This is a genomic window from Streptomyces sp. STAM6 (assembly GCF_054963715.1).
In genome coordinates this window covers 111,022-130,984 of record NZ_JBUEFZ010000001.1, presented here as the reverse complement: position 1 = coordinate 130,984, position 19,963 = coordinate 111,022, and the positions used below count along the sequence as shown (strand labels likewise).

22 protein-coding genes are annotated in these 19,963 nt (G+C 70.7%); 16 read left to right on the top strand and 6 right to left on the bottom strand.

Annotated features, from left to right (window positions below; genetic code table 11):
- Window positions 1–19 precede the first annotated feature (19 nt).
- A complete protein-coding gene (tkt, locus tag ACY34K_RS00670) occupies window positions 20–2,122 on the bottom strand; it encodes a transketolase (RefSeq protein WP_462741797.1) in 2,103 nt (700 codons plus the stop codon).
- Window positions 2,123–2,500: 378 nt separating this feature from the next.
- Between tkt and ACY34K_RS00665 the strand changes: the two genes are divergently transcribed.
- From ACY34K_RS00665 to ACY34K_RS00655, 3 genes are all read left to right on the top strand, one after another.
- Window positions 2,501–3,442, top strand: a complete 942-nt coding sequence (locus ACY34K_RS00665) for a heme o synthase (RefSeq protein ID WP_462741794.1) — start codon at window positions 2,501–2,503, stop codon at window positions 3,440–3,442.
- Window positions 3,443–3,523: 81 nt separating this feature from the next.
- Window positions 3,524–3,844 (top strand): hypothetical protein, encoded by a 321-nt coding sequence (locus ACY34K_RS00660; RefSeq protein ID WP_462741791.1) that lies wholly within the window; start codon window positions 3,524–3,526, stop codon window positions 3,842–3,844.
- A gap of 82 nt (window positions 3,845–3,926) precedes the next feature.
- A complete protein-coding gene (locus ACY34K_RS00655) occupies window positions 3,927–5,030 on the top strand; it encodes an amidohydrolase family protein (RefSeq protein WP_462741788.1) in 1,104 nt (367 codons plus the stop codon).
- On the opposite strand, the gene ACY34K_RS00650 is transcribed toward ACY34K_RS00655, so the two are convergent.
- The 3 genes from ACY34K_RS00650 to ACY34K_RS00640 form a co-directional block, all read right to left on the bottom strand.
- On the bottom strand, window positions 5,027–5,986 hold the full coding sequence (locus ACY34K_RS00650) for a COX15/CtaA family protein (RefSeq protein WP_462741785.1): 960 nt from the start codon (window positions 5,984–5,986) through the stop codon (window positions 5,027–5,029). The genes ACY34K_RS00655 and ACY34K_RS00650 overlap by 4 nt on opposite strands.
- A 129-nt stretch (window positions 5,987–6,115) precedes the next feature.
- The gene (locus tag ACY34K_RS00645; RefSeq protein WP_462741783.1) at window positions 6,116–6,901 is read right to left on the bottom strand and encodes an ABC transporter permease; all 786 of its coding nucleotides are present in this window, start codon (window positions 6,899–6,901) and stop codon (window positions 6,116–6,118) included.
- A gap of 91 nt (window positions 6,902–6,992) precedes the next feature.
- Complete coding sequence (locus ACY34K_RS00640) at window positions 6,993–7,916, bottom strand: ABC transporter ATP-binding protein (protein WP_462741781.1); 924 nt, start codon at window positions 7,914–7,916, stop codon at window positions 6,993–6,995.
- Window positions 7,917–8,377: 461 nt separating this feature from the next.
- Between ACY34K_RS00640 and ACY34K_RS00635 the strand changes: the two genes are divergently transcribed.
- The 9 genes from ACY34K_RS00635 to ACY34K_RS00595 are packed head-to-tail and all read left to right on the top strand — an operon-like array spanning window position 8,378 to window position 15,358.
- Entirely contained in the window at window positions 8,378–9,121 is a 744-nt protein-coding gene (locus tag ACY34K_RS00635) for a helix-turn-helix transcriptional regulator (RefSeq protein WP_462741778.1), read from the top strand.
- Window positions 9,118–10,533, top strand: a complete 1,416-nt coding sequence (gene sufB, locus ACY34K_RS00630) for a Fe-S cluster assembly protein SufB (RefSeq protein ID WP_462741776.1) — start codon at window positions 9,118–9,120, stop codon at window positions 10,531–10,533. Before ACY34K_RS00635 ends, sufB begins: the two co-directional genes overlap by 4 nt.
- Before the next feature lie 56 nt (window positions 10,534–10,589).
- Entirely contained in the window at window positions 10,590–11,771 is a 1,182-nt protein-coding gene (gene sufD / locus ACY34K_RS00625; RefSeq protein ID WP_462741773.1) for a Fe-S cluster assembly protein SufD, read from the top strand.
- A complete protein-coding gene (locus ACY34K_RS00620; protein WP_462741770.1) occupies window positions 11,771–12,088 on the top strand; it encodes a non-heme iron oxygenase ferredoxin subunit in 318 nt (105 codons plus the stop codon). The genes sufD and ACY34K_RS00620 overlap by 1 nt, the downstream gene beginning before the upstream one ends.
- A gap of 7 nt (window positions 12,089–12,095) precedes the next feature.
- Window positions 12,096–12,860, top strand: coding sequence for a Fe-S cluster assembly ATPase SufC (gene sufC, locus ACY34K_RS00615; RefSeq protein WP_462741767.1), 765 nt, complete (start codon window positions 12,096–12,098; stop codon window positions 12,858–12,860).
- Complete coding sequence (locus ACY34K_RS00610; RefSeq protein ID WP_462741764.1) at window positions 12,857–14,125, top strand: cysteine desulfurase; 1,269 nt, start codon at window positions 12,857–12,859, stop codon at window positions 14,123–14,125. The genes sufC and ACY34K_RS00610 overlap by 4 nt, the downstream gene beginning before the upstream one ends.
- Window positions 14,126–14,137: 12 nt before the next feature.
- Window positions 14,138–14,602: a Fe-S cluster assembly sulfur transfer protein SufU gene (gene sufU / locus ACY34K_RS00605; protein ID WP_462741761.1), complete on the top strand. Its 465-nt coding sequence runs from the start codon at window positions 14,138–14,140 to the stop codon at window positions 14,600–14,602.
- A complete protein-coding gene (locus tag ACY34K_RS00600) occupies window positions 14,599–14,937 on the top strand; it encodes a metal-sulfur cluster assembly factor (RefSeq protein WP_462741758.1) in 339 nt (112 codons plus the stop codon). Before sufU ends, ACY34K_RS00600 begins: the two co-directional genes overlap by 4 nt.
- A 55-nt stretch (window positions 14,938–14,992) precedes the next feature.
- Entirely contained in the window at window positions 14,993–15,358 is a 366-nt protein-coding gene (locus tag ACY34K_RS00595) for a VOC family protein (RefSeq protein WP_462741756.1), read from the top strand.
- Here ACY34K_RS00595 and ACY34K_RS00590 read toward each other — a convergent pair.
- Window positions 15,348–16,439 (bottom strand): hypothetical protein, encoded by a 1,092-nt coding sequence (locus ACY34K_RS00590; RefSeq protein ID WP_462741753.1) that lies wholly within the window; start codon window positions 16,437–16,439, stop codon window positions 15,348–15,350. The genes ACY34K_RS00595 and ACY34K_RS00590 overlap by 11 nt on opposite strands.
- Window positions 16,440–17,001: 562 nt before the next feature.
- On the opposite strand from ACY34K_RS00590, the gene dapD reads away from it, so the two are divergent.
- Window positions 17,002–17,985: a 2,3,4,5-tetrahydropyridine-2,6-dicarboxylate N-succinyltransferase gene (gene dapD / locus ACY34K_RS00585; RefSeq protein WP_462741750.1), complete on the top strand. Its 984-nt coding sequence runs from the start codon at window positions 17,002–17,004 to the stop codon at window positions 17,983–17,985.
- 99 nt (window positions 17,986–18,084) lie between these two features.
- Window positions 18,085–18,297: a hypothetical protein gene (locus ACY34K_RS00580; RefSeq protein WP_462741747.1), complete on the top strand. Its 213-nt coding sequence runs from the start codon at window positions 18,085–18,087 to the stop codon at window positions 18,295–18,297.
- On the opposite strand, the gene dapA is transcribed toward ACY34K_RS00580, so the two are convergent.
- Window positions 18,273–19,172: a 4-hydroxy-tetrahydrodipicolinate synthase gene (gene dapA / locus ACY34K_RS00575; protein ID WP_462741745.1), complete on the bottom strand. Its 900-nt coding sequence runs from the start codon at window positions 19,170–19,172 to the stop codon at window positions 18,273–18,275. The two genes, ACY34K_RS00580 and dapA, sit on opposite strands and share 25 nt — an antisense overlap.
- 149 nt (window positions 19,173–19,321) lie before the next feature.
- Here dapA and ACY34K_RS00570 point away from each other — a divergent pair, with 149 nt between their 5' ends.
- On the top strand, window positions 19,322–19,711 hold the full coding sequence (locus ACY34K_RS00570) for a phage holin family protein (RefSeq protein ID WP_462741742.1): 390 nt from the start codon (window positions 19,322–19,324) through the stop codon (window positions 19,709–19,711).
- Entirely contained in the window at window positions 19,708–19,962 is a 255-nt protein-coding gene (locus ACY34K_RS00565; RefSeq protein ID WP_462741739.1) for a DUF3618 domain-containing protein, read from the top strand. Before ACY34K_RS00570 ends, ACY34K_RS00565 begins: the two co-directional genes overlap by 4 nt.
- Window position 19,963 lies beyond the last annotated feature (1 nt).

Below are 19,963 nucleotides of genomic sequence, written 5' to 3'. Positions count from 1 at the left end.
ACTAGTTCGTATACCGGCGTCAGCGCGCGGCGGCTTCGATCGATTCCCGGGCGGCGGCCGCGACCGCTTCGGCGGTGAAGCCGTACTCGCGGAAGAGGACCTTGCCGTCCGCCGAAGCGCCGAAGTGCTCCAGCGACACGATGCGGCCCGCGTCACCCACGTACCGGTGCCAGGTCAGGCCGATGCCGGCCTCGACCGCGACCCGCGCCTTCACGGACGGCGGCAGCACGGAGTCCCGGTACCCCTGGTCCTGCTCCTCGAACCACTCGACGGACGGCATCGAGACCACGCGGGCCGGGATGCCGGCGGCCTGCAGCTGCTCCCGGGCGCCGACGGCCAGCTGCACCTCGGAGCCGGTGCCGATCAGCACGACCTGCGGCTCGACGGTCTGCCCGTCGGACCCCTCGGCGTCGAACAGGACGTACCCGCCCTTCGCCGTGTCGTCGTTCGCCTCGTACGTCGGCACGCCCTGACGGGTCAGCGCCAGACCGTGCGGGGCGCCCTTGCCGAACTCCTTCGTCCAGCGGCGCTGGATCTCGCGCCAGGCGATGGCGGTCTCGTTGGCGTCGGCCGGGCGGACCACGTTCAGACCCGGGATGGCGCGCAGCGAGGCCAGGTGCTCCACCGGCTGGTGCGTGGGGCCGTCCTCGCCCAGACCGATCGAGTCGTGCGTCCACACGTACGTCACCGGCAGGTGCATCAGCGCGGACAGCCGGACGGCGTTGCGCATGTAGTCGGAGAACACCAGGAAGGTGCCGCCGAAGACCCGGGTGTTGCCGTGCAGCGTGATGCCGTTCATCTCCGCGGCCATGGCGTGCTCACGGATACCGAAGTGGATCGTCCGGCCGTACGGGTCGGCCTCGGGCAGCGGGTTGCCCTTCGGCAGGAACGACGACGTCTTGTCGATCGTCGTGTTGTTCGAGCCGGCCAGGTCGGCCGAACCGCCCCACAGCTCGGGGATGACCGCGCCCAGCGCCTGCAGGACCTTGCCGGAGGCGGCCCGGGTGGCGACGCTCTTGCCGGGCTCGAAGACCGGGAGCTTCTCCTCCCAGCCGGCCGGCAGCTCGCCCGCGGCGATGCGGTCGAACTCGGCGGCGCGCTCCGGGTTGGCGCTGCGCCACTCCTGGAACCGCTTCTCCCACTCGGCCCGCGCCTCGCGGCCGCGGTCCAGCGCCTCACGGGTGTGGCCGAGAACCTCGTCCGAAACCTCGAAGGACTTCTCGGGGTCGAAGCCCAGGACGCGCTTGGTGGCGGCCACCTCCTCGTCGCCGAGGGCCGAGCCGTGGGCGGCCTCGGTGTTCTGCGCGTTCGGCGCCGGCCAGGCGATGATCGAGCGCATCGCGATGAAGGAGGGACGCTCCGTCTCGGCCTTCGCCGCCTGGATCGCGGCGTACAGCGCGGCCGGGTCGAGGTCGCCGTTCTCCTTGGGCTCCACGCGCTGGACGTGCCAGCCGTACGCCTCGTACCGCCGCATGACGTCCTCGGAGACCGCGGTCTCCGTGTCGCCCTCGATCGAGATGTGGTTGTCGTCCCACAGCATGATCACGTTGCCGAGCTTCTGGTGCCCGGCCATCGAGGACGCCTCGGCGGAGATGCCCTCCTGCAGGCAGCCGTCACCGGCGATGACGTAGACGAAGTGGTCGAACGGGGACGTGCCGGGGGCCGCCTCGGGGTCGAAGAGGCCGCGCTCGTAGCGGGCGGCCATGGCCATGCCCACGGCGTTGGCGACACCCTGGCCGAGCGGGCCGGTCGTCGTCTCGACACCGACCGTGTGGCCGTACTCCGGGTGGCCGGGGGTCTTGGAACCCCAGGTCCGGAAGGCCTTCAGGTCGTCCAGCTCCAGGCCGAAGCCGGCCAGGTAGAGCTGGATGTACAGCGTCAGGGACGAGTGGCCCGCGGACAGGACGAACCGGTCACGGCCGGTCCAGTCGGCGTCCGCCGGGTCGTGCCGCATCACCTTCTGGAAGAGGGTGTAGGCGGCCGGGGCCAGGCTCATGGCCGTACCAGGATGGCCGTTGCCGACCTTCTGTACGGCGTCCGCTGCCAGGACGCGGACGGTGTCCACGGCCCGCTGGTCCAATTCGGTCCACTCGAGGTCTGTGGTGGTCGGCTTGGTGCTCACCCTGGGTCAGGGCTCCTCTCCACATGTCGAATGCCGGTGACGTCGATCTCACCGGCCGCTGACGAGCCTACCCCCGTAGGAACGTGCATTTTTTCGAGTCATTCCAGAGTGCGGTCGTCGGCTGGGATCCGCCTGCCGACTGGGCCGTACCGCATTCGGCAAGTGAATACGGGGGTGCTCATCTGACCGCTCAATCGAGCGGTTCTTTTCGCTCAATCGAGCGTCCGATCCACCCTTTGCGGCGCCCTTCCCAACACGACGCCACCCCCGCGAAGGGCGAGGTATGGGCAACGTCTAGAGTGGCGTGGTACGCGCGAGCCTGGACCGGCCCTTCACGTCCGGTGGAGGCTCGCTGGGATGTCTCTGTCAGGGGTGTGCGTGACGGCCGTCGAATCCCGTCCAGCGGGTGTGCTTCACGGGAGCACGGGCAACCGGCCATTCGGGGCCCGCGTCAAGGCGTTCGTCGCACTGACCAAGCCCCGGATCATCGAGCTGCTGCTGATCACCACGGTCCCCGTGATGTTCCTGGCGGAACAGGGCGTGCCGGACCTGTGGCTCGTGCTCAGCACCTGCGTCGGCGGCTACCTCTCCGCGGGTGGCGCCAACGCGCTGAACATGTACATCGACCGCGACATCGACGCCCTGATGGACCGCACCGCGCAGCGGCCCCTGGTCACCGGCATGGTCACGCCGCGTGAGGGGCTGGTCTTCGGCCTCACCCTCGCCGTGGTCTCCACGCTCTGGTTCGGGCTGCTGGTCAACTGGCTGTCCGCCTGGCTGTCGCTCGGCGCGCTCCTGTTCTACGTCGTGATCTACACGATGATCCTCAAGCGGCGCACCGCGCAGAACATCGTGTGGGGCGGCATCGCCGGCTGCATGCCGGTCCTGATCGGCTGGTCGTCCGTCACCGATTCGATGTCCTGGGCCGCCGTCATCCTCTTCCTCGTCATCTTCTTCTGGACGCCGCCGCACTACTGGCCGCTGTCGATGAAGGTGAAGGAGGACTACGCGCGTGTGGGTGTCCCCATGCTCCCGGTCGTCGCGGGCAACAAGGTCGTCGCCCGGCAGATCGTCCTCTACAGCTGGGTGATGGTCGCGGTCTCGCTGCTGCTCCAGCCCCTCGGTTACACCGGCTGGTTCTACACGGCGGTCGCGCTGGCGACCGGCGGCTGGTGGCTCTGGGAGGCGCACGCGCTCCAGGCGCGCGCGAAGGCGGGCGAGACGGGCGGCAAGCTCAAGGAGATGCGCCTGTTCCACTGGTCCATCACCTATGTCTCCCTGCTGTTCGTGGCCGTCGCGGTGGACCCCTTCCTTCGCTGACCCGGCCGGGCGACGGGGCGTGGTCAAGGCCACGCGGCCGAGCCGTCGCCAGTCGATCTACCCGCGAGTAGCATCCTGTTCATGGCAGACACCAAGCAGGCTGAGCGCAAGGCGGGCAAGCTCGCCAAGCAGATCAAGGCGTTCTCCGAGGCCCACGGCGGTGCCGAGGGGCAGCTCGCCTACATCGGGCAGATGGGCACCCGTATCGTGCTCGTCGGCGAGGACGGCGGCTGGGGCGATCTGGTCGCCCCCACCCACGAGGTCGCCAAGCAGGCGGCCGAGAAGGCCGGTCTCACCCTCCACGAGGACTTCGACGGCGACTTCGCCGCCAAGGTCCGCACCGGACCCTACGAGTGGAGCCGCATGGCCGGCCTCCAGATCGGCGGCCCTTCCAACGGCTGAGTGAGCACAACTCAGGCAACACCTGGCGTGGGGTTCACCCGTTAGGACCTGTGACGGCCCGTCCATCGCAGGGAGCCCCCGCATGATCGACACCCCGACCCTGGTGGACCAGTACTGCCACGGGGTGCTCCGCACGGAGCTGGGCCTCGGCACGTTCGAGGCACATCTCGGCAGGACCGCCGGGCCGCCCGCGCCCGGCACCACCTTCTTCGACACCCAGACCGGGTTCGCGGTCCGGCGCTGGTGCCCCCCGCTGCTCGGCCTGGAACCGCACTGCCCGCCCGCCCGCTACCTGGCCCGGCGCCGAGAGCTGGGCGTGCTGGAATCCGGCCGGCGGCTGCTGAGGGCCACCGGTATCTCCGCCTATCTGGTGGACACCGGACCGCCCGGCGACCTCACCGGGCCGGTGGAGATCGCCGCCGCGGGCGACGCCGAGGCCCATGAGATCGTCCGCCTCGAACCGCTCGCCGAACAGGTCGCCGACACCTCCGGCACGGTCGAGGGGCTCCTCGCCAACCTCGCGGAGGCCGTGCACGGCGCCGCCGCCTCCGCCGTCGCCTTCGCCTCCGTCGCCGCCGTACGGCACGGACTCGCCCACGCCCCCGAGCCACCGGGTCCCGGCGAGGTGCGCGGCGCTGCCGGGCGCTGGCTGGCGCGCCGCACGGTCGGCGGCAGGCTCACCGACCCCGTCCTGCTGCGGCACCTGCTCTGGATCGCCGTGGCGTCCGGGCGCCCGCTCCAGCTGTACGTGGGTGTCGACGATCCGATACGGCTCGGTGACTTCGCGGCGGCGACTGCGGGACTCGGCACGGACGTGGTGCTCCTGCACGGCTATCCGCACCACCGCCAGGCCGCCCATCTGACGAGCGTCTTCTCGCACGTCTACGCGGACCTGGGCGGGGCGCTCACCCAGACCGGCGCCCGGGCCGCGACCGTCCTGGCGGAGAGTCTGGAACTGGCGCCCTTCGGCAAGCTGCTGTTCTCCAGCGGCGCCCGGGGACTGCCCGAGCTGCACGTGGTGGCCGCCCGGGTGTTCCGTGAGGCCCTCGGCCGGGTGCTGGCCGAGTGGGTCGGCGACGGCGCCTGGTCCCGTACGGACGCCCAGCGCGTCGCCGGTCTCATCGCCTCCGGCAACGCCCGGCGGGTGTACGGCCTGCCCCCGGCACCGCCGCGGGGAGTGTTCTAGGGCGTGACCGACGCGGTCGTCCGCGGGGCGGTCACGTCCGGCTGCGCCGACGGACGCTCGCGCAGACTCAGCGCCAGCCGCAGCACCGCGATCCACATCAGCGACGAGCCGAGCATGTGCAGGCCGACCAGGATCTCCGGCACCCCGGTGAAGAACTGCACATAGCCGATGCCGCCCTGCGCGAGCAGCACCAGCAGCAGGTCGCGGGCGCGGGCCCGGGTGTCGTCCGGCGCGTCCACCACCCGGAGCACGAAGAACATCGCGAGCGCCAGCGCGCACACCGCCCACGCGAACAGGGCGTGGACCTGGGCGACCGCGGTGTAGTCGAACGGCATCCGCGGCACGTCGCTGCTGTCACCCGCGTGCTCGCCGGAGCCCGTCACCGTCGTCCCGGCGGCCACCAGCAGTCCGGCGACGACCACAAGGGTCCAGCCGAGCTTGCGCACCGGACCCGGCACGCGCGGGCGCGCCGCGCCGTCTCCCTCACCGGCGCGCACCCAGGTGATCGCGGTCACCGTCAGCAGGGCGTTCGCCGCGAGGAAGTGGACCGCCACGGTCCACGGGTTGAGTTCCATGCGCACCGTGATGCCGCCGATGACGGCGTTCAGCGCGACGATCCAGAACTGCGCCCAGCCCAGCCGGCTCAGCTGCCGCCGCCACGGCTTGGCGGCCCGGGCGGCGATGATCACCCAGCCCACCGCCGCGGACACGACGTACGTCAGCAGCCGGTTGCCGAACTCGATCGCACCGTGGATGCCCTGCTCGGACGTGGTGAAGAGACTGTCGTCCGTGCACTTCGGCCACGTGTCGCAGCCGAGGCCGGAACCGGTCAGCCGCACTGCGCCGCCCGTCACGATGATCACGACGGTCATCACGAGGGCGGAGAGCGCGGCACGCCGGACGGTCTTGGGGGAGGGCGTCCAGCGCTGGGCGATGTAGGCGAGGGGGGTCAACACGGGCCCTATCGTAGGCGGCTGCTTGTGCACGGATTCACGAGGGTCCTCAACGGACAAGCCGCTCACTCCGCGCTCACCGAGCGCACCCGCTCACCGAGCAACCCGCGGCGCTCGCTCCAGGGCACCCGCTCACTCCCAGCGGAAGAACTTCGCCGCCGCTCCCAGGCCCAGGACCGCCCACACCGCGAGAATCCCCAGGTTCGCCGGCGGCAGGCCCGCGCCGTTCTGGAGCACGTCCCGCAGTCCGTCCGAGAGCGCCGAGATGGGCAACAGCTCCAGCACCGTCCGCGCGGCGTCCGGGAACCTGTCCAGCGGCACGACGACCCCGCCCCCCACGAGGAGCAGCAGGAAGACCAGGTTCGCGGCCGCCAGCGTCGCCTCGGCCCTCAGGGTGCCCGCCATCAGCAGGCCGAGCCCCGAGAAGGCCGCCGTCCCGGCGACCAGCAGAAGCAGCACCGACAGCGGACTGCCCTGCGGCGACCAGCCGAGCGCCAGGGCGATCAGGGTCAGCAGCAGGATCTGAAGGACCTCGGTGACCAGCACGGACAGGGTCTTGGCCGTCATCAGCGCCCAGCGCGGGAGCGGGGAGGCGGCCAACCGCTTCAGCACCCCGTACCGCCGTTCGAAACCCGTCGCGATGGCCTGGCCGGTGAAGGCCGTCGACATCACGGCCAGGGCCAGCACACCCGGCGCGAGGAAGTCCACGGGCCGGCCGGCGCCCCCCGTCCCACCGGCAGGGACGGTGATGATGTCGACCGTCGAGAACAGCACCAGGAGCAGCGACGGGATGACCACGGTGAGCAGCAGCTGCTCACCGTTGCGCAGGAGCATCTTCGTCTCCAGCGCCGCCTGCGCGGCGATCATCCGGGCGACCGGCGCCGCACCCGGCTTCGGTGCGTAGGTACCGGCGGTCATGAACGCGGCTCCTTGCCCGTCAACGGCAGGCTGTGCTTTCCCGGGGGGCGACCCCCGGACCCCCGGCGGGGGGCGGTGTGGTCCAGCTTCATCAGCGCAGCTCCTTGCCCGTCAACTCCAGAAAGACGTCTTCGAGGGTGTGGCGCTCCACCGAGATGCCGTCCGGCATGACCCCGTGCTGTGCGCACCAGGTGGTGACGGTGGCCAGCAGCTGCGGGTCGACCGTGCCGCTGATGCGGTACGCGCCGGGGGTCAGCTCGGCGGCCGCGGTGCCGTCGGGCAGCGCCTTGAGCAGCGAGCCGAGGTCGAGACCGGGCCGGCCGGTGAAGCGCAGGGTGTTCTCGGCGCCGCCGCGGCACAGTTCCTCGGGGCTGCCCTGGGCGACGACCCGGCCCGCGTCGACGATCGCGATGTCGTCGGCGAGTTCCTCCGCCTCGTCCATGAAGTGCGTGGTGAGGACGATGGAGACACCGTCGGAGCGCAGCTCGCGCACCAGGTTCCAGGTGGAGCGGCGGGCCTGCGGGTCCAGGCCCGCGGTCGGCTCGTCCAGGAAGACCAGCTCCGGGCGGCCGACCACGGCCATCGCCAGGGCGAGGCGCTGCTGCTGGCCGCCGGAGAGCCGGCGGTAGGTGGTGCGGCCGCAGGAGCCGAGCCCGAGCCGCTCGACGAGGGCGTCGACGTCGAGCGGGTGGGCGTGCAGCTTGGCCATGTGGCGGAGCATCTCGTCGGCGCGGGCGCCGGAGTAGACGCCGCCGGACTGGAGCATCACGCCGATGCGGGGCCGCAGCGCGGCAGCGTCGGCGACCGGGTCGAGACCCAGGACGCGGACGGTGCCCGCGTCGGGGCGGCGGTAGCCCTCGCAGGTCTCCACGGTGGTGGTCTTGCCGGCCCCGTTGGGGCCGAGGACGGCGGTGACGGTGCCCGCTCGGACGTCGAGGTCGAGCCCGTCCACCGCGGTCTTGGCTCCGTACCGCTTGACCAGGCCACGGACCTGGACGACGGACTCGTATCGCATGGCGGAAGTCTAAAGAGGAGCGCGAGCGCTGTGGGCCACCGGGGCCGCGGACCGCCGGGCCGGAGGGGGTGGGCGGCGGAAATGGCCGGAACCGGCACCCTGGGCGTCCTTCCCGGGCGGCCGTCGCACCCCTCACGATCGAAGACACACCGAGCTCCCCCACGGGAGGGCGCCGGCCGAGGCCCAGCGCGGGCGGGCCGCGGCCGGCGCCGGCTCGTCACCTCTTCGGCGCAGCCGCTCACGACTTCCTCGGGGCGGCCTCGGGGCGGCCTCCGCGGGCTTGCCGGCGGGTCAGGAGCGGTCCCGGGGCAGCCCCGGGGTGGCCCCGCGCACGCGTCAGCACTTCGACCGGCGTGATCATTTCCGCAGGTCAGGTTAGGTTTCCCTAAGTGATGCACGGCACCGTCGGGTGATCCCGACGCGGCTTGTCACTCTCCGAGGAATTACGCAACAATGGCGTTGTGAAAAACGTCGGGCAGGGTCACGAGGCTCCCGGGGAGGAGCTCGCCACCGGGGAGCGTTCCACGCGCAACCGGGTGGCGCGGTCGATCCTGGACCACGGCCCGTCCACCGTGGCCGAGCTCGCACAGCGGCTCGGCCTCACTCAGGCCGCCGTCCGTCGTCACCTCGACGCACTGGTGGCCGACGATGTCGTCGCCCCCCGCGAACAGCGGGTCTACGGCGCCCGCACCCGCGGCCGCCCGGCCAAGGTGTTCGCCCTGACGGACTGCGGCCGGGACGCCTTCGACCAGTCCTACGACTCCCTCGCGGTCGACGCCCTGCGCTGGATCGAGCAGAACGCCGGCGGCGAGGCCGCGGTCGCCGCCTTCGCCCGCGACCGCATCGAGGCCCAGGCCGAGGCATACCGCGAGGCCGTCGAGGCCGCGGCCCCCGAGGACCGCGCCGAGGCGCTCGCCAGGGCCCTCAGCGCCGACGGGTACGCTGCCACGGCGCGCAACGCGCCGGTCGGCCGGCAGCTGTGCCAGCACCACTGCCCGGTCGCCCACGTCGCGGAGCGGTATCCGCAGCTGTGCGAGGCGGAGACGGAGATCTTCTCCCGCCTGCTCGGCACCCACGTCCAGCGACTGGCGACCATCGCCCACGGCGACGGGGTGTGCACCACGTACATCCCGCACAGCACCCCACAGACCAGCACCACCACACCACCAGCATCTGCCAGCACGGCCGGGAGGAACCCCGCATGACCACCGAGATCAGCCACCCCGAGCTCGAGGGCCTGGGTCGGTACGAGTACGGCTGGGCCGACTCCGACGCGGCCGGTGCCGCCGCCCAGCGCGGCCTTTCCGAGGCGGTCGTCCGCGACATCTCCGGGAAGAAGAACGAGCCGGAGTGGATGCTGAAGCTGCGGCTGAAGGGTCTGCGCCTGTTCGACAAGAAGCCCATGCCGAACTGGGGCTCCGACCTGTCGGGCATCGACTTCGACAACATCAAGTACTTCGTCCGCTCCACCGAGCAGCAGGCCGCTTCCTGGGAGGACCTGCCCGAGGACATCAAGAACACGTACGACAAGCTCGGCATCCCCGAGGCGGAGAAGCAGCGCCTCGTCGCCGGTGTCGCGGCCCAGTACGAGTCCGAGGTCGTCTACCACCAGATCCGCGAGGACCTGGAGGCCCAGGGCGTCATCTTCCTCGACACCGACACCGCCCTGAAGGAGCACCCCGAGCTCTTCCAGGAGTACTTCGGCACGGTCATCCCGGTCGGCGACAACAAGTTCGCCTCGCTGAACACCGCGGTGTGGTCCGGCGGCTCCTTCATCTACGTGCCGAAGGGCGTGCACGTCGACATCCCGCTCCAGGCCTACTTCCGGATCAACACCGAGAACATGGGCCAGTTCGAGCGGACGCTGATCATCGTCGACGAGGACGCCTACGTCCACTACGTCGAGGGCTGCACCGCCCCGATCTACTCCTCGGACTCGCTGCACAGCGCCGTCGTCGAGATCATCGTCAAGAAGGGCGGCCGCTGCCGCTACACGACCATCCAGAACTGGTCGAACAACGTTTACAACCTGGTCACCAAGCGCGCCGTGGCCTACGAGGGCGCGACCATGGAGTGGGTCGACGGCAACATCGGCTCCAAGGTGACGATGAAGTACCCGGCCGTCTACCTGATGGGCGAGCACGCCAAGGGCGAGACCCTCTCCATCGCCTTCGCGGGCGAGGGCCAGCACCAGGACGCCGGCGCCAAGATGGTCCACATGGCCCCGAACACCTCCTCCAACATCGTCTCCAAGTCGGTGGCGCGAGGCGGCGGCCGCACCTCCTACCGCGGTCTCATCGAGATCGGCGAGGGCGCCCCGGGAGCCAAGTCCAACGTGCTGTGCGACGCGCTGCTCGTCGACACGATCTCCCGCTCCGACACGTACCCCTACGTGGACGTGCGCGAGGACGACGTCTCCATGGGCCACGAGGCCACCGTCTCCAAGGTCTCCGAGGACCAGCTGTTCTACCTGATGAGCCGCGGCCTGTCGGAGGACGAGGCGATGGCGATGATCGTGCGCGGCTTCGTCGAGCCGATCGCCAAGGAGCTGCCGATGGAGTACGCGCTGGAGCTCAACCGGCTGATCGAGCTGCAGATGGAAGGCGCGGTCGGCTGACACCGCCCCGCCGTCCAATCCCGGTCTTTACGTAGGAAGAGAGCAACACGACAGCCATGGCTGACGCCCAGAACCTCCCGGCGGGCTCCACCACCGCCGGCTCCATCGCGGTGGCCGCCGAGTCCACCGTCGCCACCCGCATGAGCGCCCCCCCGTCCTTCGACGTCGCGGACTTCCCCGTCCCGCACGGCCGTGAGGAGGAGTGGCGGTTCACGCCGCTGGAGCGGCTGCGCGGTCTGCACGACGGCACGGCGATCGCGACCGGCGACGGCGTACGCGTCGAGGTGGAGGCGCCCGAGGGCGTCACCGTCGAGACGGTGGGCCGCGACGACGCCCGTCTCGGCAAGGCGGGCACCCCGGTGGACCGCGTCGCCGCCCAGGCGTACTCCGCCTTCGAGAAGGCGTCGGTCGTCACCGTCCCCAAGGAGGCCGTGCTCACCGAGCCGATCCGGATCTCCGTGCACGGCGAGGGCGGCACCGCCTTCGGCCACCAGGTCGTCGAGCTCGGCGCCTTCGCCGAGGCCGTCGTGGTCATCGACCACAGCGGTGACGCGGTGCTCGCCGCCAACGTGGACTACCTCATCGGCGACGGCGCCAAGCTGACCGTCGTGTCCATCCAGGACTGGGACGAGAAGACCGTCCACGTCGCCCAGCACAACGCGCTGGTCGGCCGGGACGCCTCCTTCAAGTCGGTCGTCGTGACCTTCGGCGGTGACGTCGTCCGTCTCCACCCGCGCGTCGCGTACGCCGGCACCGGCGGCGAGGCCGAGCTCTTCGGCCTCTACTTCACCGACAAGGGCCAGCACCAGGAGCACCGCCTCCTGGTCGACCACAACACGCCGCACTGCAAGTCCAACGTCGCCTACAAGGGCGCGCTGCAGGGCGACGACGCCCACGCCGTGTGGATCGGTGACGTCCTCATCCGGGCCGCCGCCGAGGGCACCGACACTTATGAGATGAACCGCAACCTCGTCCTCACGGACGGCGCCCGCGTCGACTCCGTACCGAACCTGGAGATCGAGACCGGCGAGATCGCCGGCGCCGGTCACGCCTCGGCCACCGGCCGGTTCGACGACGAGCAGCTGTTCTACCTGATGGCCCGCGGCATCCCGGAGACCGAGGCCCGCCGCCTGGTCGTCCGCGGCTTCTTCGCCGAACTCGTCCAGCAGATCGGCCTGCCGGACGTCGAGGAGCGCCTCATCGCCCGGATCGAGACCGAGCTGGAGGCGTCCGTCTGATGGCCTTCGTCCGAGCCTGTGGGCTGAGCGAGCTGGAGGAGGACACCCCGAAGCGGGTGGAACTCGACGGCACGCCGGTCTCCATCGTCCAGACCGATGGAGAGGTGTTCGCGATCCACGACATCTGCTCGCACGCGAACGTCTCGCTGTCGGAGGGCGAGGTGGAGGACTGCCAGATCGAGTGCTGGCTGCACGGGTCGGCGTTCGACCTCCGTACCGGCAAGCCGTCCGGCCTTCCCGCGACGCGCCCCGTCCCCGTATACCCCGTAAAGATCGAAGGGGACGATGTGCTCGTCTCCGTCACCCAGGAGTCCTGAGTCACCCATGGCAACGCTTGAAATCCGCGACCTGCACGTCTCCGTCGAGGCCGACAACGCCACGAAGGAGATCCTCAAGGGCGTCGACCTGACCGTGAAGCAGGGCGAGACCCACGCCATCATGGGCCCCAACGGCTCCGGCAAGTCGACGCTCGCGTACTCCCTCGCCGGTCACCCCAAGTACACGATCACCGGCGGCACCGTCACTCTCGACGGCGAGGACGTCCTGGAGATGTCCGTCGACGAGCGTGCCCGCGCCGGTGTCTTCCTGGCGATGCAGTACCCGGTCGAGGTCCCGGGTGTCTCCGTCTCCAACTTCCTGCGCACCTCCGCCACCGCCGTCCGCGGCGAGGCCCCCAAGCTGCGCACCTGGGTCAAGGAGGTCAAGGAGGCCATGGAGCGCCTCAGCATGGACCCCTCCTTCGCCGAGCGCAACGTCAACGAGGGCTTCTCCGGCGGTGAGAAGAAGCGCCACGAGATCCTCCAGCTGGAGCTGCTCAAGCCGAAGATCGCGATCCTCGACGAGACCGACTCCGGCCTCGACGTCGACGCCCTGCGCATCGTCTCCGAGGGCGTCAACCGCGTCCGCGAGACCGGCGAGGTCGGCACCCTGCTGATCACGCACTACACGCGCATCCTGCGCTACATCAAGCCGGACCACGTCCACGTCTTCGCCGGCGGCAAGATCGTCGAGTCGGGCGGCCCGGAGCTCGCCGACAAGCTCGAGGCCGAGGGCTACGAGTCGTACACGAAGGGTGGCGTATCCGCGTGACAGACCCCCGCCAGGGGCTCCCCGGCCTTCTCGACACCGAGACGATCCGCAAGGACTTCCCGATCCTCGACCGGGTGCTCCACGACGGCAAGAGGCTTGTGTACCTGGACAACGCGGCGACCTCGCAGACGCCGCGCCAGGTCATCGACGTGCTCAGCGAGTACTACGAGCGGCACAACGCCAATGTGCACCGCGGCGTGCATGTGCTGGCCGAGGAGGCCACGGCGCTGTACGAGGGCGCCCGTGACAAGGTCGCGGCGTTCATCAACGCGCCGAGCCGCGACGAGGTGATCTTCACCAAGAACGCCTCGGAGTCGCTCAACCTCGTGGCGAACATGCTGGGCTGGGCCGACGAGCCCTACCGGGTGGACCGCGAGACCGAGATCGTCATCACGGAGATGGAGCACCACTCCAACATCGTCCCGTGGCAGCTGCTGTCGCAGCGCACCGGAGCGAAGCTGAAGTGGTTCGGCCTGACCGACGACGGCCGGCTCGATCTGTCGAACATCGAGCAGATCATCACCGAGAAGACGAAGATCGTCTCCTTCGTGCTGGTCTCCAACATCCTGGGCACGCTCAACCCGGTCGAGGCGATAGTCCGCCGCGCCCAGGAGGTCGGCGCGCTCGTGCTGATCGACGCGTCCCAGGCCGCCCCGCACATGGTGCTGGACGTGCAGGCCCTCCAGGCCGACTTCGTGGCCTTCACCGGCCACAAGATGTGCGGTCCGACCGGAATCGGCGTGCTGTGGGGCCGCCAGGAGCTGCTGGAGGACCTTCCGCCGTTCCTCGGCGGCGGCGAGATGATCGAGACGGTCTCGATGAACTCGTCGACGTACGCCCCGGCGCCGCACAAGTTCGAGGCGGGCACGCCCCCGATCGCCCAGGCCGTCGGCCTCGGCGCGGCGGTGGACTACCTGTCCTCGATCGGCATGGACAGGATCGCGGCGCATGAGCACGCGATCACGGAGTACGCGGTCCGCCGCCTCCAGGAGGTTCCCGGCCTGCGCATCATCGGCCCGGTGACGGCCGAGGACCGCGGCGCGGCGATCTCCTTCACGCTCGGCGACATCCACCCCCACGACGTGGGCCAGGTGCTCGACGAGCAGGGCATCGCGGTCCGGGTCGGCCACCACTGCGCGCGGCCGGTCTGCCTGCGCTACGGAATTCCTGCGACCACGCGGGCGTCGTTCTATCTGTACTCCACACCGGCCGAGGTCGATGCGCTGATCGACGGCCTGGAGCACGTCCGTAACTTCTTCGGGTAGAGGCGGCCACTTGTGAAGCTGGATTCGATGTACCAGGACGTCATCCTGGACCACTACAAGCACCCCCACGGGCGGGGCTTGCGGGACGGCGACGCAGAGGTGCACCACGTCAACCCGACGTGCGGCGACGAGATCACACTCCGGGTGAAGTACGACGGCTCGCGCATCGAGGACGTGTCGTACGAGGGCCAGGGCTGCTCCATCAGCCAGGCCTCGGCCTCGGTGCTGAATGAACTCCTCGTCGGCAAGGAACTCGCCGAGGCGCAGCGGATCCAGGACACGTTCCTGGAGCTGATGCAGTCCAAGGGCAAGATCGAACCCGATGACGCGATGGAGGAGATCCTGGAGGACGCGGTCGCGTTCGCCGGTGTCTCCAAGTACCCGGCCCGGGTGAAGTGCGCGCTGCTGAGCTGGATGGCGTGGAAGGACGCGACGGCCCAGGCCATGGGTGACGGCGCGGAGAGGAAGAGCGCATGAGCGAGAACGAGACGGCTCAGACGAAGCCGGCGACCGAAGAAGAGATCCGCGAGGCGCTGTACGACGTCGTCGACCCCGAGCTGGGCATCGACGTGGTCAACCTCGGCCTCATCTACGGCATCCACATCGACGACACCAACGTCGCGACCCTGGACATGACCCTGACGTCGGCGGCCTGCCCGCTGACCGATGTGATCGAGGACCAGGCGAAGGCCGCGACGGACGGCATCGTCAGCGAGCTGAAGATCAACTGGGTCTGGATGCCGCCGTGGGGCCCGGACAAGATCACGGACGACGGGCGGGAGCAGCTGCGCGCGCTCGGCTTCAACGTCTGACGCACGCCCCGGTTTTCGGCTGCGAGCGGCCATGCCCCCAGGCACACTGGCGGGCATGGCCGTTTCTCTGTACCAGATCGCGATCGACACCCACGACGCCCCGGCGCTCGCCCGGTTCTGGACGCGGGTGCTCGACTGGAAAGTGCTCTACGAGGACCCTGAGGAGGTCGTCATCGGCGCCGACGGGAACACCCTGCCGGGGATCGTCTTCCTCACCGTGCCGGAGGGGAAGGCCGGCAAGAACCGGCTCCACCTCGACCTCGCGCCCGACGACCAGGACGCCGAGGTGGAGAGGATCATCGGGCTGGGGGCGCGGCGGGTGGACGTGGGGCAGGGCGAGGACGTGACATGGGTGGTCCTCGCCGACCCCGAGGGCAACGAGTTCTGCGTTCTGCGGCCGAAGAAGTCGCTCACGGACTGACGTGAGGGCGCGCCGCGGCCTCCGCGAGCGCATGACCCAGGTTCTCCCTGCGGATGCGCTGGTCGATGTAGATGAGGCTGTTCACCAGCTGCGGGAAGGCCGCGGTGAGGATCTGGGCGATCAGCTGCGTCAGCAGACCGAGGACCAGCGACGTGATCAGGAAGGTGAGCGCCACCCCGCCGTCGGACGTCTCGCCGGTGGGACCGAAGAGTCCCGGCATGTTGCCCAGCACGGTGAAGGGAAGCTGGAGGAGATAGCTCGCCACGGCGGCGATGAGCCAGGCGAGCAGCGAGATCCCGAGGACCCGCCACCACGCGCCACGCACGAGCTGCGAGGAACGCCTCATCGCGGAGAGGGTGCCATGCCCCTCGATGGCCGCCGCGGCCGGGGCGAGGCTGAACTTCACCCACAGCCAGATCGCCAGGGGGCCGGTCAGCACGGCCCCGAGGCCGCACAGCAGGACCACCAGCATCGGCCCGCCGCCGTGGTCGTCCCCGAGGACCGCGAACAGCAGCGAGGCGAACATCCCGACGATCGCCGCCGTGAACATCAGGATCGGCACCGCGGCGATCAGGCCGGTCAGCAGGCTGGTACCGAGCACCGACGGCATCGCGGACCAGGCGCGCCGCCACACGGCGCCGAAGGCCGACCGCCGGCCCAGGACCGCGTCCTGGAGGACGACCGGGCAGGCCGCGTAGACCACCGAGTTCGCGACCAGGAGGATCACCACGCCGAAGAGGTACACCGAGCCGAACGTGATGAGCAGCGTGATGACCTCGTCCTTGCCGACCGCCGGGGCGGACTCGTCGAGGGCCCGGTCAAGGATCTCCTCGACCGACAGGGCGGCGAGCGCGATCGCTCCGCCCAGCACCAGCGCCGCCATGCCGTACGCGGCGAGGGCGATGCCGAGCAGCTGCTTCCAGTGCCGCCCGATCGTGGCGAAGGCGCCGCCCAGGATGTCGCCGAGGCCGAGCGGCGCCAGCGGTATCACCCCCGGCCGGGGTGGCGGCGGGGGCGCCCATCCGCCCGGTCCGTATGCGCCGGCCGGCCCCGGCGCTCCCCACCCCGCGTCGTGCGTCATGCCTTGTTCTCCCGTTGGTTTTCGGTCCCCCTGACGTGGACACGGTATCCGGCCGGGTGTGCGCATGGCCGAGCCCGGCCCTGTGGGACGTGAACCCGAGGGCGCCAAGGACGCGCTCGGGCGGCCGGCGCTCGCCGTCTTCCAGTCCGTGCCGGACCGGCACGGACTGCGCGAGCAGATGCTCCTCGACCCGAAAGACGCATGCGTACCTCGGCAAGCGCACCCTCTGCCTCGCGGGCGGCAAGCTCGACGACACCCCCCCACGAAGGACACCGTGGTGGGGACGACCGCCCTCGCGAAGACCGCGGTCGTGGACAGGCCGGGGCAGCGCCCCTGACATCCGGCGTCCGTTTCCGCTCCGGTACGGGGGTTCCGGGCTGGGGACGACGCCTCCGGGGACGACGCCCCCCGGGCCGGCGCCTCCGGTGCCGGCCCCGGCCGCCGCCGGCCGCCGGGCGGCTCCGGGCGGCCCGCACCGGCCACGACCCGGTCTGCCCGGGTCCGGCGACCGGCACCTGAGACCGGTTCGCCCGGCCCCCACCCCGCCGGTTAGGTTGCTGGTATGACTTCTGCACCTCGCACCACCGGCGCCGTCGCCGCCGGCCTCGCCACCATCGCGGGCGACGGCACCGTTCTCGACACCTGGTTCCCGGCTCCCGAGCTCGTCGACGAGCCCGGCCCGGCCGGCACCGAGCGGCTCACCCCCGACCAGGCCGCGAACCTGCTCGGCGCGGGCGCCTTCAAGGCCGTCGGCGTGGACGCCCGCCGTGGCGTCGAGGTCGTCGCCGTACGCACGGTCATCGCCTCGCTCGACGAGAAGCCGCTCGACGCGCACGACACCTACCTGCGCCTGCACCTGCTCAGCCACCGGCTGGTCAAGCCGCACGGTCAGAGCCTCGAGGGCATCTTCGGACTGCTCGCCAACGTCGCGTGGACCAGCCTCGGCCCCGTCGCCGTCGACGACCTCGAGAAGGTCCGGCTGAACGCCCGCGCCGAGGGCCTGCACCTCCAGGTCACCAGCGTCGACAAGTTCCCGCGCATGACGGACTACGTGGCCCCCAAGGGCGTCCGCATCGCAGACGCCGACCGCGTCCGTCTCGGCGCGCACCTCGCCGCCGGCACCACCGTCATGCACGAGGGCTTCGTCAACTTCAACGCCGGCACCCTCGGCACCTCCATGGTCGAGGGCCGTATCTCCGCGGGTGTCGTCATCGGCGACGGCTCGGACATCGGCGGCGGCGCCTCCACGATGGGCACCCTCTCCGGCGGCGGCAACGTCATCATCTCCGTGGGCGAGCGCTGCCTGATCGGCGCCGAGGCGGGTGTCGGCATCGCGCTCGGCGACGAGTGCGTGGTCGAGGCCGGCCTCTACATCACCGCCGGTACGCGCGTCACCATGCCCGACGGCCAGATCGTCAAGGCCCGCGAGCTGTCCGGCGCCTCCCACATCCTCTTCCGCCGCAACTCGGTCACCGGCACCGTCGAGGCCCGGCCGAACAACGCGGTGTGGGGCGGACTCAACGACATCCTCCACAGCCACAACTGACGCCCACCGATTCGTGTGATGATGCGTGACCTTTCCGCCCTTCGGGTGGATAGGCAGGTCGGCGCAGAGTCATATGAACCGGCAGAGGCGAGGACCGACATGAAGACCAGGCTGTTCGTCCCGGGAGTGCTCGCGCTGGCGGCCGTGCTCCCGGTCGTGATCCCGTCGGGCGTCGCCCACGCGGACGAGACGCACGCTTCGGAGGCGCCCCGGGTGGCCCTGGTCTCCGTCGGCCAGATCGACGACCCGATGGAGGACGTGCTGGAGCACGTCGCCGTCCTCGGCGGTCACAACGAGGTCGTCGGCAGCTGAACCAGCTGTTCGTACGCCGCCCGCAGCCCGTCGGCCGCCTCGCGCCCGGCGGGCTGCAGCGGTTCCCGGACCGGCCCCGCGTCCAGCAGCGCCTTGACCGTCACCGTGCCCGGCAGGCCCGACGACATCATCAACTCGGCCAGCGGCAGCGTCAGTCCGTTGAGCCGCGCCGCGCCCGCGGTGTCACCCGCGTCGAACGCGTCCAGCACCGCGCGCATCCGACGCGGGGCCACGTTGGCGACCGTGGAGATGAAACCCGCGCCGCCGAGCGCGTACAGCGGCAGGTTCAGTTCCTCGCAGCCGGAGTAGTAGGCGAGTGACGTGCGGGTCATGACCTTGGTCGAGCCCAGCATGTCGTACGCGCAGTCCTTCACCGCCACGATGCGGGGGTGCCCGGCCAGCCGCAGCATCGTCTCCGGCTCGATCCGGGTGCCCGTGCGGCCGGGGATGTCGTACAGCGCAAGTGGCAGGCCCGTCGCGTCGGCCACCCGGCGGAAGTGGGCCTCGACAGCGGCCTGCGGCGGCCGGCTGTAGTACGGCGGGACCACCAGCAGTCCGTCCGCCCCCGCCCGTTCCGCCTGCCGGGCCAGTTCGACCGTGTGCCGGGTGTCCGCCGTGCCGACGCCCGCGACGATGGCCGGCGAGGGGCCGACGGCGTCGCGCACGGCCCGGATCAGGGTGCTCTTCTCCGCGTCCGTGGTCGTGGGGGACTCTCCCGTCGTGCCGTTCAGGACCAGCCCGTCGCAGCCCGCGGCGACGAGCCCGGCGGCGAGCTCCCCGGCCCGGCCGGAGTCCAGTTCGCCGGCGGCGGTGAAGGGCGTGACCATCGCGCACAGCGCGCGCCCGAAGGGACGCTCAGTGGTGGAAAGACTCATTTCCGTAGTCTCCGGGCCCACGAGCGTGAAGGTCCACTTAGATCTTCTTGGGATGGGGGGTTAGCACTACTGAAGAGTCGCTTTCGCGTTCGGCATCGTGCCCTGCGGGTACCCGAGTGCTCCCCGTACGAGATGGGAGGCGATCCGCCGTGGCCGGAGAACCGTCGGTCGGCGAGCTGGTGAAGCAGGCGTCGGAGCAGCTCTCCGACCTCGTCAAGGTCGAGATCCGCACCGCACAGGCAGAGATGGCGCAGAAGGGCAAACGCGCCGGCAAGGGTGGCGGGCTACTGGGAGCGTCGGCGGCCGTCGGCTACGTCGGGCTGATCGGCGTCTGGGCCTCGGTGGCCGCGGCGCTGGCCATCGTGCTCGACGTATGGGCCGCGGTACTGATCGCGACCGGCGTGTTCCTGGTGATCGCCGGAGTGCTGGCCGCCCTGGGACGCGCCCAGCTCAAGCGTGCGGTCCCGCCCAAACCGGAAAGGGCCATCGACGGCATGCGTTCCGACATCCACGAGCTCAAGGAGAGGGTCCACCGATGACACGCACCCCGAAGCCGGCGGGGCCCGACGAGCTGCGCCGGGAGGCCGCGCGCAAGCGGCAGGAACTGGGCGAGACCATCGACCAGCTGATGGCCAGGGCGGACGTGCGGGCCCGCGCGGCCCATCTGGTGCACGAGAGGACCCCCGAGCCGATCCGCAGGCACCCCCGCCCGATCCTCGTCGCCGTCGCCTCCGTGATGGTCGCGGGGCTCGTCGCGTGGCAGCTGCGGCGCACAGGAACGTGGGGGTGAG